Origin of the sequence: Streptomyces sp. NPDC051020, assembly GCF_040683105.1 — a bacterium.
Lineage (GTDB): Bacteria > Actinomycetota > Actinomycetes > Streptomycetales > Streptomycetaceae > Streptomyces.
Genome location: NZ_JBFBCG010000033.1, coordinates 1 through 14,867, shown reverse-complemented (window position 1 = coordinate 14,867; position 14,867 = coordinate 1). Strand labels below are relative to the sequence as shown.

Below are 14,867 nucleotides of genomic sequence, written 5' to 3'. Positions count from 1 at the left end.
TCTGCTCGTCGTCGGGGTCGGCGCGGGCCGTGGTGCGCCGGCCGGTGAAGTGCTGGAGCTCGTCTCGTCCGTACTGCACGAGGCGGGGCTTTCGCCCGGCAGCATCGTGGAGTTGGCGACCCTCGACACGAAGGCCGAGGAGCCGGAGATCGTAAGAGCGGCTGCGCGGCTGGGCGTTCCCGTGCGTGGGTACAGCGCGGAGGAACTCGCCGCGGTCGCCGTGCCGAACCCGTCGGGCGCCGTGCTCGCCGCGGTCGGTTCGGCCTCGGTCGCGGAGGCGGCGGCTCTCATCAGCGCCGACGAACTCCTCGTACCGAAGCGGAAGTCGGACCCGCCGGGGCGGATGGGGAAGGTGACCTGTGCGGTGGCCCGGCGGGCTTCGCCCGCGCATCCGGATCCGACCGTTGCGTCGAGTGCGGTGCCGGGCACATAGTCATCCTGCCGTCGCTCCATCCCCATCGTCATGAACTCGCCCCCCACACCCTCTGGAAGTCATGCACACTCCCCTTGAGAGACCCGATGTCAACCGCTCTGACGGACAGCACGATCTGCGGCACCACGGTGACGCGGAGGTCCGCGGCCTGGATCTGACCGATCTCGCCGTCAACGTACGCACCGATACGCCCCCGGCCTGGCTGAAGGAGCGAATATCCGCGTCCCTCTCCACGCTCGCCGCCTACCCGGACGGGGGCCGTGCGCGGGCCGCGGTCGCGGAACGGCACGGGCTGCCGGTGGATCGGGTCCTGCTGACGGCGGGTGCGGCGGAGGCGTTCGTGCTGATCGCGCGGGCGCTGCCGGCCCGGCGGCCGGTCGTCGTACATCCCCAGTTCACTGAGCCGGAGGCGGCGTTGCGCGCGGCCGGGCACACGGTGGGGCGGGTGCTGCTGCGCGCGGAGGACGGTTTCCGGCTGGATCCGGCGGCCGTGCCCGAGGAGGCGGATCTGGTGGTGGTCGGCAATCCGACCAACCCGACGTCGGTCCTGCATCCGACGGCCGCACTGGAGAAACTGGCGCGCCCCGGGCGGACGTTGGTGGTCGACGAGGCGTTCATGGACGCGATACCGGGCGAGCGCGAGGCGCTGTGCGGACGTACGGACGTCCCGGGCCTCGTCGTGCTGCGCAGCCTCACCAAGACATGGGGGCTGGCGGGGCTGCGGATCGGTTACGTGCTGGCTTCCCCGGAGACCATCGGCGCGCTCCAGAAGGCGCAGCCGCTGTGGCCGGTGTCGTCCCCCGCGCTGGCGGCGGCCGAGGCGTGCATGGAGCCGCGGGCGCTGGTGGAGGCGGCCGCCGCGGCAGACCGTATCGCGGTGGACCGGGCCCATCTGATCGCCGGGCTCATGGAGTTCGCCGAGGTGCGGGTGGCGGAGCCTGCCGAGGGGCCGTTCGTACTGGTGCGGCTGGAGCGGGCGGCGGAGGTGCGGGAGCGGCTGCGGGCGCTGGGCTTCGCGGCGCGGCGCGGCGATACGTTCCCGGGGCTCGGTCCGCAGTGGCTGCGGCTGGCCGTGCGCGACCGCGTGACGACCAACCGTTTTCTGCAGGCGCTCGATCAGGCGCTCCAGGTACTCGCCTCCCCCAGGAACCGCTGACGGGGAGCGGCGCTCGCCCCTGCGTGAACGCCGCTCCCCATGCCCCCTGATTTCCCCCTGTCCCGCCCCTCGGACCGGGTCGGTGTCAGTCCTGGGCGCGCCTGCGTGCCACGACCGTCGCGCCCGCGCCCAGCGCCAGCAGGAGCGCCGCTCCGCCCGCGAGGTACGGCGTCGCGGAGCTGCCACCGGTCTCCGCGAGGTTCGTGTCGACCGCAGCCGGGGCGTGGTCGGTCCCGGTCTGCGGCTTCACCTCGCCGTCGGTGCTGCCACCGCTGTTGCCTCCGCCGGAGTTGCCCCCCGCGGGCTCGGTGGGCTCGGCGCTGGGAGCGGCTGCCTTCGGGGTCTCACAGGTCGCCTCGGCGAGCGTGACCTCGCCCTCGACGTCGGCGACATTGAGCTTGAGCGGGTTGACCGACACCTTCAGCTGCAGCGCGGTCGCCGCGGCGGTACGTGACGTGGTCTGCGTCTTGGACAGGTCGAGGACGACCTCGCCGACGCCGGGCACCGCCACCCGTGTCGTGCCGCCCGCCGTCAGCGTGACCTTCCGGCCGAGGACCGTGACATGGCCCAGCACATTCGATTCGGCAACGGGCTTGTGACCCACTGCGCAGACAGCCTTGGAGGTGACCTTCTCGACCTCGATGAGCGAGAGCCGCGGCAGTCCGGGCACATGGACGCGGGCCTTCGCCAGGTTGCTGTGGCCCTCGGCCCTGTGCTCGTCGACGGTCGCGTCCGCCGTGGCCACGTCGGCACGCAGCACGTCGACCGGGCGGCCCTGCGACACGCCGTCGAGGCGCACGCTGAGTGCGGTCTCCTCGGCGCTCGCCGGTGCGTGCACCTCGTTGAGCGTGGCCTTCAGCGGCACGTCGACCGTCTTGTTCAGGAGTGAGACGTCGAGTGCGGTGCGGAGCACGACCGCGCTCGCCTTCCCGCCGCCGGTGGTCGTGGTGGCCCCGGTGGCGTGCGCCGGGACGGCAACCAGCAGGGCGACGGGCGCGGCGGCGACCGCCAGTGCGGCGAGGCGGAAGGTGTTGCTGTTCAAAATGGTGGAACCCCCACAAGAGACATGGAGCCACCGGCGCCGTCCATGGGGGACATCGCGGGCACCGGTGGCCTCGACTCCGTGAATCTTTTCGTACAGAGGGTGAACCGGCAGTAACCCGAGGTGAGTTCACCCCAAAGGGGGGTTCCCGTATCCGTATTCGAATATCCCGGCACGTGCGCCCCTCGGTGTCACCCGATCCGCTGAGCGTGTGCGAGGTGCCGGACGACTGCGCCGGGGTGTGCGCTGAGGTGCTTCAACGAGCGCCAGCGCCGTCCGGTCACTGGCTGTCAACGCACCGCCGGGGCGGCATCAGCCGATCACACGGCCGTTCAGCACCACATGGCGCGGCGCCGCCAGCACCCGTACATCCGCCCGCGGGTCCGCCTCGTACACCACCAGATCCGCCGGGGCGCCCTCCTCAAGACCCGGCCGCCCGAGCCAGGTGCGCGCACCCCAGGCTGTCGCCGAGAGCGCCTCGCGGGGCGGGATGCCCGCCGTGACCAGTTCGGCGACCTCCGCCGCCACCAGGCCATGGGCCAGCGAGCCGCCCGCGTCGGTGCCGACGAAGACCGGCACGCCCGCGTCGTACGCCGCGCGCACGGTGTCGTAGCGACGCTCGTACAACCGCCGCATATGCGCCGACCAGCGCGGGAACTTGGCTTCGCCACCGGCCGCGAGGTCCGGGAACGTGGCGATGTTCACCAGCGTCGGGACGATCGCGACGCCGCGCTCGGCGAAGAGCGGGATGGTGTCCTCGGTCAGTCCCGTCGCATGCTCGATGCAGTCGATCCCGGCCTCGGCGAGATCGACGAGGGCGGCCTCGGCGAAGCAGTGCGCGGTGACCCGGGCGCCGAGCCGGTGCGCCTCGGCGATGGCCGCCTCGACCTCGCCGCGCGGCCAGCAGGCGGCCAGGTCACCGGCGTCCCGGTCGATCCAGTCGCCGACCAGCTTGACCCAGCCGTCGCCGCGCCGCGCCTCCTGCGCGACGTATGCGACGAGGTCGCCGGGCTCGATCTCATGGGCGTAGTTCCGGGTGTACCTGCGGGTCCTGGCGATATGACGTCCGGCCCGAACGATCTTGGGAAGGTCCTCGCGGTCGTCGATCCACCGGGTGTCGGAGGGCGATCCGGCGTCCCTGATGAGCAGCGTGCCGGCCTCCCGGTCGGTGAGCGCCTGCTTCTCGCTCGTGGCGGCGTCGACCGGGCCGTGGTGATCGAGCCCCACGTGGCAGTGGGCGTCCACGAGGCCCGGCAGCACCCAGCCGGTGACGGTCTCCGCCGCGTCCGCGCCGGGCGGCCGCTCGTACGAGATCCGCCCGTCGGCGGCCCACAGCTCGTCCCGTACGTCGTCGGGACCGACGAGTACCCGCCCCTTCACATGCAGCACCGGCTGCACCGTGTGATCTCTCATGACAGCACTGTACGAGGCGGCCGATGGCGGCCTCGGTACTCTCGACGGAAGCGCTGTTCGCACGCCGAACCGCAGGCCGACCCGATCCGAAGAGAGCACCACCGTGACGCACCCCTTCCTCGACCTCGCCCCGCTCACCGCCGCACACTTCGCCGCCATCGAGCGGCGGGTGGCCGGCCTCCTCGCCACCGAGCAGGACGTCGTCATCATGCAGGGCGAGGCGCTGCTTCCCCTCGAAGGCTGCATCCGGGGCGGTGCCCGGCCCGGTTCGACCGCACTGAACGTGGTCACGGGGCCGTACGGGCAGACCTTCGGGAACTGGCTGCGCGACTGCGGTGCCAATGTCATCGATCTGGCGGTGCCCTTCCACACGGCGGTCACCGCCGACCAGGTCGCGCAGGCGCTCGCCGCGCACCCGGAGATCGACTTCGTCTCGCTGGTCCACGCGGAGGCGGCGACCGGCAACACCAACCCGGTCGCGGAGATCGGTGAGGTCGTCCGGGCGCACGGGGCGCTGTTCATGCTGGACGCCGTCGCCTCGGTGGGCGCCGAGCCGCTGCTGCCGGACCTGTGGGGCGTCGACCTGTGCGTGATCGGCGCTCAGAAGGCGATGGGCGGCCCGGCCGGGGTGTCGGCGGTGTCGGTGAGCGAGCGCGCCTGGGAGCGGATCGCCGCCAACCCCGAGGCCCCCCGTCACTCGTATCTCTCGCTCCTGGACTGGAAGGAGCGCTGGATCGACGGCGGCCGGAAGGCGCTCCTGCACGCCCCCGCGCAGCTGGAGATGCTGGCCCTGGAGGCGTGCGTGGAGCGGATCGAGACGGAGGGTCTTGAGGTGCTGATGGCACGGCACGCGGCGGCCGCCGCGGCGACGCGGGCGGGCGCGGTGGCGCTCAGTGGTGGCCTGGCGCCGTACGTGCACGAGGCACGGGACGCGGCGCCGGTCGCCACGACGCTGCGCGCCCCGGCGGGGATCGACGCCGCCGGGCTGGTCGCCAAGGCACTCGCGGCCGACCCGTCGCTGCCGCTGATCGCGGGCGGCGGGGCGCTGTCCAAGGAGATGATCCGGGTCAATCACTACGGTGTGGACGCGACGCGGGGCGCGGTGCAGTCCTCGCTCGCGGCTCTGGGGGCGGCGCTGGCCGACGCGGGCCGGCCGGTCGACTTCGAGGCTGCCCGCAGGGCCGTCTCGGAGGCCTGGCCGAACGTGTAGATCCGGTCGGTTCCGGCGACGGACCGGACGTATCGGTCTCTTCGATGCGGGGAGCTGCCTGTTCCGGGCGGCTCCCCGCATTTTTCTGTCCACTCGAGCACGACCACCGGACCCCCCGACGTGGCCCGCCCCGCGTCATGCTCCCTGGCGGGTGCCCGGCCCGGACGCCTACTATGTGAGACCTGATCACATCCGCTGGCGATCTCGGGGGAGACCATGTGCGGGACGGTCTCGGCATCACCCTCACCCACCCGGCGCCATCCTGCCGGGCCTGCCGCATACGGCCTGCTCGCCCCCTCGTCGCCCATCGCCCGCACAGTTCCCGTACGGCCCACTGCGACACGTCAAAGACACTCCCCCGGGGCGTAGTTGACGAGCTGTACGGCGCGGCCGTGGCTCACGGGACAACGCACCCATGACCTCTGGAGTACGCAGCAATGCACCGTGGAGTTGAGCTGACCGCCTATCTCGTCAACGAATCCCGGGCCCGACAGCCCGATCTCGCCGAAGATCCGCTGGCAGCCGCATGGATCCCGGACAGTGACCGGTCGGCGGTGCGTGCCCTGTGGGACGAGTTCGCCGACGTCGTGTATCCGCACGACGACCTGGTCGTGTCGCTGCGCGGACGGTACATCGTGGAAACCCTCGCAACCGCGCTGCGCAAGGATCCCGACACGGTGCTCGTGGTGTGCGGTGCCGGCTTCTCCTCCTACCCGTGGCTGCTTCCCTTCAACGTGGCGCTGGAGGTGGACCTGCCGGACATGATCGAGGCGAAGCAGCGGCGCGTGGCGAAGCTGGTGGCGTCCGGAGTACTGCCGGAGCGCAATGTCCGGCATCTGCCGGTGGACCTCGGCAGCCGGGCCGGACGGGACGAACTCTCGTCGCTGGTACGCGAACTGGCCGACGGTCGGCCGGTGGCGTACGTGGCCGAAGGGCTGGTCTTCTATCTGTCGCCGGAGGCCGCACGCGCAGTGGTCAGCCTCGGCGCGGACTTCGACTCGTGTGCGGTCACTGCCGTCAGCTACTGGCCGGCGGCGGCCGCGGGCAGCCAGGTGCTCGCCGATCAGCGGGACTGGTTCCGGAGTCGCTCGGTCCCCGAGGAAGCCGCCTATCTCACCCATGACGAGCTGACCTCGCTGCTCGGCACAGAGATCGAGGACCGTGGGCCCGAGGACCTGCAACGCCGGTATCTCGACCGGGTGATCGTGCCCGAGTCCGACCTGATTCCCGAGTACGTCGCCGTGTCGTGGAACGTTCCCGTAGAAGTCGGAGCAGCCGGATGACCGACGTGCTCCATCTCCAGAGCAGGGCGTACCCGCTGCACCACAGCCTGCCCGTCCTCGCTCTGGAGTCCGTCACCGTGCCCGGTCACGGCGAACTGCGGCCGTTCACCGGAGAGCTCGGAACGCTCGCGTACAACCCGGACTTCACGATCGAGTTGGACCTGACCGGGCTGATCACTGCGAAGATCACCCTGCCCGGAACCGAGATCGTCGGCTGTCATGCGCGGATCCTGAGGGCGGGCAGCATTCTGGTGGCCTACGCCTTGCGCCATGACGTGGACCTCCGGCAACTGTCCCTCCACGAGCTCGATGCGTTCGACGCGCGGATCAACCGGGAGCTGCGCGAGGCGGACTCCTCCCTTCTCACGGCGGTACTCACCGCCGCGGTACGCAGCGGGCTGATCAAGGACCTCGTCCTGCGGCCGGATCTCGCCCTCAGCGGGGAGCAGGCACCGGTGGACCGCCGGTCGGCGCGGTACAACTGCCATTTCGTCACCCCGGCCCCGCCCTGGCAGCCCGATCCACGCGTTCCCACGCTCAGCTCGGGACCGGCCTGCCGTGTGCTCCTGCCCTACACCTACGCCTGGGACGCCGATCCGGGGACTGAGCTGCTCGATCTGCTGACCATGACGGAACCCACGGATATCGCGGTGGCACAGCAGTCGCTGCTCGTCGGTGCTCTGGTGGGCGGCCGCCGGATACTCGCGGACCTGGCCGCCGGCAAGGCCAGGAGCGTCGACGTCCATGCGTTCCGCCGGTTTCTCGACGGCGTCTGGTCGGACTACCACCATCTCGACAGTTACCGCATCGAGTCCACTCAGAACCACCGGTCCACCTACCTGGCCGCCCGCGAGTCCATCGCACTGGACGGCACCCACGAACGAGCCGACAAACTGCTCGGCTATGTGGGCAGTTCGCTGCTGGCCGCGTCGTCGCAGCGTGCCGAGGCCCTGGACACCCGCCTCAACCGTGTCGCCGCCTCACTGGCCATGGTCACCGCGGCGGCCTTCGGTCTCGATGCCGTGGGGTTCCTCCTGCCCGATGTCTCCTTAGGGATCCGGATCTCCGCCGTCGCCGGTCTGATCACGCTGACCGCGGCCGGGGTAATCGCTGTCGTCCTCCCGCGCCGCGCCCGGAGGGCACCCGCGGATGCGGAACCCGAGCCCGCGGACCCGCCGCCGGGCCGCCCGCCCGCCGGAGAACCACGCCCCCGCCCGGGGCGCCGCATCGTGCTTCCTGCACCTCGGCCGTCCCCTCTCGCTCTCCCCGACGATCGCCCGGACGGTGCTCCTCCGCATCCGTCCGGGGCCGGCAGCGGCCCGCCAGGGCTCTGAGCGGAGGCTGCGCCGCCGCGGTCCCCGCCCACCGGCACAATCGGGTGGACCCGGCGGTCCGGCAGCGGCGAGAGTGAGGCCATGACTTCACTTGTACGACACGTCACCATCGACTGCGCCGACGCCTACAGGCTCGGCAGTTTCTGGGCCGAGGTACTCGGTGCGCAGCTGTCCGACGAGGACCGGCCCGGTGATCCGGAGGCACTCGTCGAAACCCCCGGCGCCGCACTGCTGTTCATTTCGGTGCCCGAGCCCAAGGCCGGCAAGAACCGCGTCCACCTGGACATCCAGCCACAGGACCGTACCCGTGACGAGGAGGTCGAGCGACTGCTCGCCCTTGGCGCCACTCTCGTCGGCGACCACCGCAAGCCGAACGGCCGGGGCTGGGCGACGCTCGCCGACCCCGAGGGCAATGAGTTCTGCGTGGAGTGCAGCGCCGCGGAAAGGGCCACGCTGACCGCGACCCGGCTACCGGTCACCGCGGATGACGTGACCACCGCGGTCCAGCTCTCGCTCGCCGCGCTCCGTGAGGTTCCGGAGGATCACTGGCGGGCGCCCGCCGGGACGCTGGAATGGGACTCCTGGGAGACCGTGGAGCATCTGAACGACGATCTCTTCGCGTACGCAGCCCAGTTGGGCCCGAAGAAGCCGCCGCTGGACCGTGATGTGCCGTACCGCTGGGGAGCCGACCGCAAGGGCGGTCCGGCCAACGCGATCTTCGCCAACCCCGATGCCGGTGCGGTCGGTCTGCTGCAGACCCTGGAGGCGAGCGGGGCACTGCTGACGGCGATGGTACGGACGACCCTGGCGGATGTCCGCTCGTACCACGCGTACGGGATCTCGGACCCGGAGGGCTTCGCCGCGATGGGAATCGTGGAGACCCTGGTGCATACGCACGATGTCGTTCGGGGCCTGGACATCTCCTGGGCGCCGCCCGCCGATCTGTGCGACCGCGTACTGGCCCGGCTGTTCCCGGACGCCCCGGACGACGCCGACCGGTGGACCGTACTGCTCTGGTCCACCGGCCGCGCCGAGCTGCCCGGTCGTCCCCGGGTCACGTCGTGGAAGTGGCGCAGTGCGCCGCTGGAGGAGGCCGGCCAGGAGCAGTAAGAAGCCGCTCGGAGGCCGTCCCGGGGTGGCTGCCCCTGCGGCCCGGCGACGTGATCTCCTTCGATCTCCTGACTGGGATCGCACCATGACGGACCTGGGGTGACTGCTCGCAACGAGGGCCCTGGACGCGGACCCGTCGGTCAGGCTCCAGGGGGACCTGCTTCAGTGTCCGCGTCAAAGATGTTCAAGAACGCTGTGCCGTCCCCGTCCCGTCGGGTCGGGGCAGGGGCAGCTCTGCCCAGATGACCTTTCCCTGGGGGTTGTAGCGGGTGCCCCAGCGGTCGGCCAGTTGTGAGACGAGGAACAGGCCGCGGCCTCCTTCGTCCATTGCGGTGGCGTACCGCAGGTGGGGTGAGGTGCTGCTGCTGTCGGCGACCTCGCAGGTCAGGGTGCGGTCGTGGAGTACTCGTATCGTGACCGGTGCGGAGGCGTGCCGGATGGCGTTGGTGATCAGCTCGCTGAGTACCAGTTCCGTCGCGAACGCGAGCTCGGGCAGGCCCCAGTCGTCAAGTTTCTCGGCCACGGCGGCGCGCATCCGCGCCACGGCGGCAGGGTCGAACGGTACGTCCCAGTCGGCGACGTGGTCGCGCGGGATCGCCCGTGTGCGGGCGATGAGCAGCGCCACGTCGTCCTTCGGCCGGCCGGGCAGGAGTTCGTCGAGCACTGCTTGGCAGCTTTCCTCCGGTGACCGGTCGGGGTGGGAGGCCAGTGCCTGGCGCAGCAGCTCTATCCCCACGTCGATGTCCCGGGTGCGGTCCTCGATGAGTCCGTCGGTGTAGAGGACGAGTTGTGTGCTCTCCGCGAGCTCGAGTTCCGCGGTCTCGAACGGCATACCGCCCAGTCCCAGGGGCGGGCCGGCCGGCAGATCGGGGAAGGACACGCTGCCGTCGGGTTGGACCAGGGCGGGCAGGGGGTGTCCGGCCCGTGCCATGGCGCAGTGGCGGGAGACGGGATCGTAGATCGCGTACAGGCAGGTGGCGCCCGTGATCCCGGCGCCGGGGGTCGTTTCTACTTCTTCCTCTTCCTGGTCGATGCGCCCGACGAGGTCGTCGAGGTGGCCGAGGATCTCGTCGGGCGGCAGGTCGAGTGTGGAGAAGTTGTGCACGGCGGTGCGCAGCCGTCCCATGGTGGCGGCTGCGTGCAGGCCGTGGCCGACGACGTCCCCGACGACCAGGGCCACCCGGCTGCCCGGGAGCGGGATCACGTCGAACCAGTCGCCGCTCACTCCGGAGAGTGCGGGCAGGTAGCGGTGGGCGACCTCGAGGGCGCTCTGTTCGGGCAGGGCTCGTGGGAGCAGGCTGCGCTGCAGGGTCACCGCCATGGCGTGTTCGCGGGTGTAGCGGCGGGCGTTGTCGATGCTGACCGCTGCCCGGGCGGCCAGTTCTTCGGCCAGGGACAGGTCGTCCTCCTCGAACGGCTGGGGTTTCTCCGAGCGCCAGAAGTTGACCATGCCCAGGATGACGCCCCGCGCCTGGAGGGGGACCGTGATGAGTGAATGGATGCCGTAATCGACGATCATCCGTGACCGCTCCGGGTCCTGGGCGAGCCAGCCGGGTGCGGCGGCCAGGTCGGGTACCAGTTCCGGCTGGCCGGTGCGGAATCCCTGTGCCTGCGGGGTGGAGGGAAGGAAGCTGATCAGGTGACCGGTTTTGTAGAGGGGGTGGTCGTCACGGATGCCGTGGATGGTGGCGCGGCGCATGTCGGTGTCCGCACCTGTCGGCTCGTCCCCGTGCATGACCGGGTCGGCCAGATCGACGGTGGCGAAGTCGGCCAGCCGGGGGACCGCGATCTTCGCCAGTTCCTCGGCCGTACTCACGACGTCGAGGGTGGTGCCGATGCCGAGCCCGGCGTCGTACAGCAGCCTCAGGCGCTCGCGGGCGATCTCCGCCCTGCCGGACAGCGCCCGCAGCTCCGTGGTGTCGCGCAGGGTCGCGACCGTCCCTTCGGGGCCACCGTGACGATCCGTGAGCCGCTGGTTCACCGCGAGCAGCCTGTCCCCCGCAAGGTGTACCTCGTCCGTGGCCGGGCGGCCCGAGGTCAGCAGCTCCACCGTGCCGGGATCGAGGCTGGGCAGGTCCGGGATGTGCTGCCCCTCGGCGTCGTGCGGCAGATCCAGCAGCCGCCTGGCCTCGTCGTTCGCCAGGAGCAGTCGGCCGTCGCTGCCGACAATGAGCACACCTTCGCGCACGGCGTGCAGCACCGCGTCGTGATGCTCGTACATGCGAGTCATCTCGGCGGGGCCCAGACTGTGGGTCTGCCGCTGCAGCCGCCTGGCCACCAGCGCCGTCCCGACCGTGGCCACGGAGAGCGCGACCGCTCCCGCGACGAGGATGATCGGAATCTGCCGGGACACCATGCCGGTCACTTTCTCGACCTGCATGCCCGCAGACACCAGACCCACGACCTTGTGCCCGTGATCGAAGATGGGGACGGTCGCCTGGACCTCGTAGCCGAGCGGGTCCTCGATGCTCTCGACGTACACATGGCCGGCCAGCGCCGGTCCGATGGTGGCGACGGCCTTCTTCCCGATCAGCTCCGGCCGGGGATGCGTGTAGCGGATCCCCTTTGTGTCCGTCACCACGATGAAGTCGACGCCGGCCACTGTCCGCGCCGCCTCGGTGCGCGGCTGGAGCACCCTGGAAGGATCGGGGGCCTTCAGTGCGGCCAGGATGCCCGGTGAGTGCGCGAACGTCTGCGCGACGGCGACCGAATGATGTTTCGCCTCCGCGTAGCTGTCGCGCTGGGACTGCAGTACGAGCGCCAGCACCGCGGCCGCAACGAGCAGCACCACCACAGCCACTTGCAGAGCGAAGACCTGCCCTGCAAGGCTCTGGGGGTACTTGCCCGTGAGTGACCGAACCTGTCCGCTCCGGAATCGGCCGAGACGATGTACCACATTGGCCTTTTTAACACCGTAAGCACGAATTAACACCGTAAGCACGAAGATGCGTTCGCCAAGGCCTGCGGGGTCCCTTCGGACTGCCCTGGGCGCGGCTGGTTCTCCGGGCGCCGAGGAATCAGCCTGGCATCCCTGCGGGCTCAGCCGGCGAGCACGTCCAGGGCCCGGTCCACGTCGGCCTGCGTGTTGTAGAGATGGAAAGCCGCGCGCAGACCGCCCGCCCGGTTCGAGACCATCACCCCGGCCCGCGCCAGCTCCGGTTCCCGCCCGCCGAGTCCGGGCACGGCCACGATCGCGGACTCCCCCGGCACCGCCTCGTACCCCAGCCCGGCCAGCCCCGCCCGCATGCGGGCCGCGAGCCCGGTGGCGTGCGTGTGAAGGGCGTCGATGCCGACCTCGCCCAGCAGCGCGAGGGAGTGCTCGGCACCGTGGTACGACAGAAAGGCGGGCGGTTCGTCGTAGCGGCGGGCGGTCGGGGAGAGCCGCTCGACCGGGCCGTACGTACTGCTCCAGGGGTCATCGGAGGCGACCCACGCGGCGGAGACGGTCGGCAGGGTGCGCTGCGCCTCCTCGGTGACGGTGAGGAACGACGCGCCCCGCGGGCAGAGCAGGAATTTGAAGCCGCCGGTGACGGTGTAGTCGTACGCCCCGGCGTCCAGCGGCAGCCAGCCGGCCGACTGGGTTGCGTCGAGCAGCGTCCGGGCCCCGTGGGCGGCGGCTGCCGCGCGTACCGCGTCCAGATCGGCGATCCGGCCGTCGGCGGACTGCACGGAGGAGAAGGCGACGAGATCGGTGCCGGGCCGTACCGCGTCGGCCAGCCCGTCCAGCGGGACGTAACGCATCTTGAGATCACCACGGACCGCGAACGGGCTTACGACGGAGCTGAACTCCCCTTCGGGCGCCAGGACTTCGGCCCCCGTCGGCAGCGACGCCGCGATCAGCCCGACGTGCACGCAGACCGAGCTTCCCGTCGCGACCCGGTCGGCGTCCACACCGGCGAGGCGGGCGAAGCCGGCCCGGGCCGCGTCCACCGCCTCGAAGTCGCCGGAGCCGGCCCTGCGGCCCGTGGCAGTCGCCTCGGCGAGCGCCTTCACCGCATCGACGGTGCGCCGGGGCAGCAGCCCGCAGGTGGAGGTGTTGAGGTAGGCGGTCTCCGGCGCGAACTCGTCATCCACCGTACGGCTGAGCGAAGTAGTCTCCATTCGCCCAGCCTGAAGCCCTCTTGACTCATCGTCAATTACCAGGAGTCGAGGGGAACTCTTGAGCAATGCTCATGTATGCGGTTGAGCGAGGCGCCGGGCGATGGTGCCGACCTGCGGGCTCAGGCGTTGCTGCCCGTCTGCGGGACCTCGCAGACACCGTCGGCGTCGCACGCCGCGGCGTCCCCGTCGATCGCAGTCAGCGGCCGGTCCTTCCACGCCTGTTCGAGCGCCTGGGCGAAGACCTCGGCGGGCTGGCCGCCGGAGATCCCGTACCGCCGGTCGAACACGAAGAACGGCACCGCGTTGGCCCCCAGCTCGGACGCCTCGCGCTCATCGGCCCGCACCTCGGCCGCGTACGCCTCCGGATCGGCGAGCACGGCACGCGCCTCGTCGGCGTCGAGTCCGGCCTCAACGGCCAGCTCGACCAGCACCTCGGCGTCGAAGACGGACCGCTCCTCGGCGAAGTTCGCCCTGTACGCAATCGTCAGCAGCTCGTCCTGGCGGCCGTGGGCCTTGGCGAGGTGGAGCAGCCGGTGGATGTCGAAGGTGTTGCCGTGGTCGCGGCCCTCGGTCCGGTAGCCGAGCCCCTCGGACTGCGCGTTGGCCGCGACGTTCGCCTCCATGGCCTGCGCCTCTTCGCGGGTGCGCCCGTACTTCCGCGCCAGCATGTCGATCACCTGCTGGGTGTCGTCCTTGGCCCGGCCCGGGTCGAGCTCGAAGGACCGGTGCACGACCTCCACCTCGTCGCGATGGGTGAACCCCGCCAGCCCCTTCTCGAACCTGGCCTTGCCGATGTAGCACCAGGGGCAGGCGATGTCGCTCCAGATCTCGACGCGCATGACTCTTCTTCTCTCCAGGGTGTCGGGGCGGACCGCGGGTTGCCCACGGCAGCGCGGAAGCACCCTCCGCGCCCCTGGTGAACGCCGGCACGGACCCGGTCATTCCCGCGTCGCCGCGCGGAGCGTGTCGAGGAGTACCCGCCCGTCGCGCCGCTCCGTCCGGCCGTCATTCACATCCCGCACGCGCCGGCGGTCGTCCGCCGGGGTCAGGGGCCGACCGCGAGGCGCAGCACCAGATGAATGCCGTGGCGCGGGTGCGCGGGGTCAGGGGTCCAGCCGTGCCGGACGTAGAAGGCCTGGGCGCGGGTGTTGTGCACGAAGACCTCCAGTCGGGCGCTGTCCACTCCGGCCCGCTGCCAGGCGTCGACGCAGGCGGTGTGGAGTGCGGTGCCGATTCCCGTACGCCAGTGGGCCGGCGCGACATGGAGCTGAGTGAGCGTCATGTCGCCGTCGCGTAGGGCGTAGGCGGCGACGCCGGCGAGGGTGCCGTCCCGCTCGGCGCAGAGCACGGTGGCGTCGGGGCGGTCTATCGCACGGGACCAGCCCTCGCGGCTGCGCCCGATCTCCGCGGCGCCCGCGTACTCCTCCTCCGGGAGGTGCCCCCGGTAGTAGGTGGCGCGGGCCTCGGTGTGCAGCTGGACGATGGCGTCGAGATCGGCGGGCGTGGCAGTTCTGATCATGCGGGGAGGGACGCCACCGGGCGGCCCGTGGTTGCCCCAGGCCGCACTGGCGGGTGGGGCCCTCCGGGGTGACCGGTTCCGTCCTCAAGCGCCGGACAGGCTTGATTTTCGGCGCCGTGCCCCGGGGGCGCCGCCGCGCTGTCCGGTGGCGGGGCGGGTGGGGCCCCTCCGGGGCGTCTCCTCGGGACTGGCGCGGAAACCGGCAACGCGGACGAACCCGGCACGTACGCCAGCCCCTGCGGGGACTCCCCTGCACGGCCCCACCC

At 71.2% G+C, this 14,867-nt stretch carries 10 protein-coding genes and 1 pseudogene; 5 read left to right on the top strand and 6 right to left on the bottom strand.

Features of this window, described 5'->3' with window-relative positions; genetic code table 11:
• Window positions 1–4 precede the first annotated feature (4 nt).
• A pseudogene (gene cobC, locus AB0N06_RS19390) lies at window positions 5–1,589 on the top strand (Rv2231c family pyridoxal phosphate-dependent protein CobC); the annotation flags it as partial.
• Between the two features lie 85 nt (window positions 1,590–1,674).
• Here cobC and AB0N06_RS19385 read toward each other — a convergent pair.
• Together AB0N06_RS19385 and AB0N06_RS19380 are read right to left on the bottom strand one after the other, a co-directional pair.
• Complete coding sequence (locus AB0N06_RS19385) at window positions 1,675–2,631, bottom strand: SCO1860 family LAETG-anchored protein (protein ID WP_366135903.1); 957 nt, start codon at window positions 2,629–2,631, stop codon at window positions 1,675–1,677.
• Between the two features lie 312 nt (window positions 2,632–2,943).
• Window positions 2,944–4,020, bottom strand: a complete 1,077-nt coding sequence (locus AB0N06_RS19380) for an amidohydrolase family protein (protein ID WP_366135975.1) — start codon at window positions 4,018–4,020, stop codon at window positions 2,944–2,946.
• A gap of 127 nt (window positions 4,021–4,147) precedes the next feature.
• On the opposite strand from AB0N06_RS19380, the gene AB0N06_RS19375 reads away from it, so the two are divergent.
• The 4 genes from AB0N06_RS19375 (at window position 4,148) to AB0N06_RS19360 (ending at window position 8,981) form a co-directional block, all read left to right on the top strand.
• A complete protein-coding gene (locus AB0N06_RS19375; RefSeq protein WP_366135974.1) occupies window positions 4,148–5,254 on the top strand; it encodes an aminotransferase class V-fold PLP-dependent enzyme in 1,107 nt (368 codons plus the stop codon).
• Window positions 5,255–5,691: 437 nt separating this feature from the next.
• The gene (locus tag AB0N06_RS19370) at window positions 5,692–6,537 is read left to right on the top strand and encodes a class I SAM-dependent methyltransferase (protein WP_366135902.1); all 846 of its coding nucleotides are present in this window, start codon (window positions 5,692–5,694) and stop codon (window positions 6,535–6,537) included.
• Entirely contained in the window at window positions 6,534–7,871 is a 1,338-nt protein-coding gene (locus AB0N06_RS19365) for a hypothetical protein (protein ID WP_366135901.1), read from the top strand. Before AB0N06_RS19370 ends, AB0N06_RS19365 begins: the two co-directional genes overlap by 4 nt.
• Before the next feature lie 81 nt (window positions 7,872–7,952).
• A complete protein-coding gene (locus AB0N06_RS19360) occupies window positions 7,953–8,981 on the top strand; it encodes a VOC family protein (protein WP_366135900.1) in 1,029 nt (342 codons plus the stop codon).
• A 184-nt stretch (window positions 8,982–9,165) separates the two neighbouring features.
• On the opposite strand, the gene AB0N06_RS19355 is transcribed toward AB0N06_RS19360, so the two are convergent.
• The 4 genes from AB0N06_RS19355 to AB0N06_RS19340 form a co-directional block, all read right to left on the bottom strand.
• Window positions 9,166–11,781 (bottom strand): SpoIIE family protein phosphatase, encoded by a 2,616-nt coding sequence (locus AB0N06_RS19355; protein ID WP_366135899.1) that lies wholly within the window; start codon window positions 11,779–11,781, stop codon window positions 9,166–9,168.
• A 239-nt stretch (window positions 11,782–12,020) separates the two neighbouring features.
• Entirely contained in the window at window positions 12,021–13,082 is a 1,062-nt protein-coding gene (locus tag AB0N06_RS19350) for an aminotransferase class V-fold PLP-dependent enzyme (protein WP_366135898.1), read from the bottom strand.
• A gap of 119 nt (window positions 13,083–13,201) precedes the next feature.
• Window positions 13,202–13,921: a DsbA family oxidoreductase gene (locus AB0N06_RS19345; protein WP_366135897.1), complete on the bottom strand. Its 720-nt coding sequence runs from the start codon at window positions 13,919–13,921 to the stop codon at window positions 13,202–13,204.
• A gap of 206 nt (window positions 13,922–14,127) precedes the next feature.
• Window positions 14,128–14,601 carry a GNAT family N-acetyltransferase gene (locus tag AB0N06_RS19340; RefSeq protein ID WP_366135896.1) on the bottom strand — a complete coding sequence of 158 codons (474 nt, stop codon included), beginning with the start codon at window positions 14,599–14,601 and terminating at the stop codon, window positions 14,128–14,130.
• Window positions 14,602–14,867: the final 266 nt, after the last annotated feature.

Bases quoted from the DNA above. Each gene is read 5' to 3' on its own strand.
- AB0N06_RS19340 (WP_366135896.1), bottom strand. From the start codon at position 14,601: ATGATCAGAACTGCCACGCCCGCCGATCTCGACGCCATCGTCCAGCTG.
- AB0N06_RS19360 (WP_366135900.1), top strand. From the start codon at position 7,953: ATGACTTCACTTGTACGACACGTCACCATCGACTGCGCCGACGCCTAC.
- AB0N06_RS19345 (WP_366135897.1), bottom strand. From the start codon at position 13,921: ATGCGCGTCGAGATCTGGAGCGACATCGCCTGCCCCTGGTGCTACATC.
- AB0N06_RS19370 (WP_366135902.1), top strand. From the start codon at position 5,692: ATGCACCGTGGAGTTGAGCTGACCGCCTATCTCGTCAACGAATCCCGG.
- AB0N06_RS19365 (WP_366135901.1), top strand. From the start codon at position 6,534: ATGACCGACGTGCTCCATCTCCAGAGCAGGGCGTACCCGCTGCACCAC.
- AB0N06_RS19350 (WP_366135898.1), bottom strand. From the start codon at position 13,082: ATGGAGACTACTTCGCTCAGCCGTACGGTGGATGACGAGTTCGCGCCG.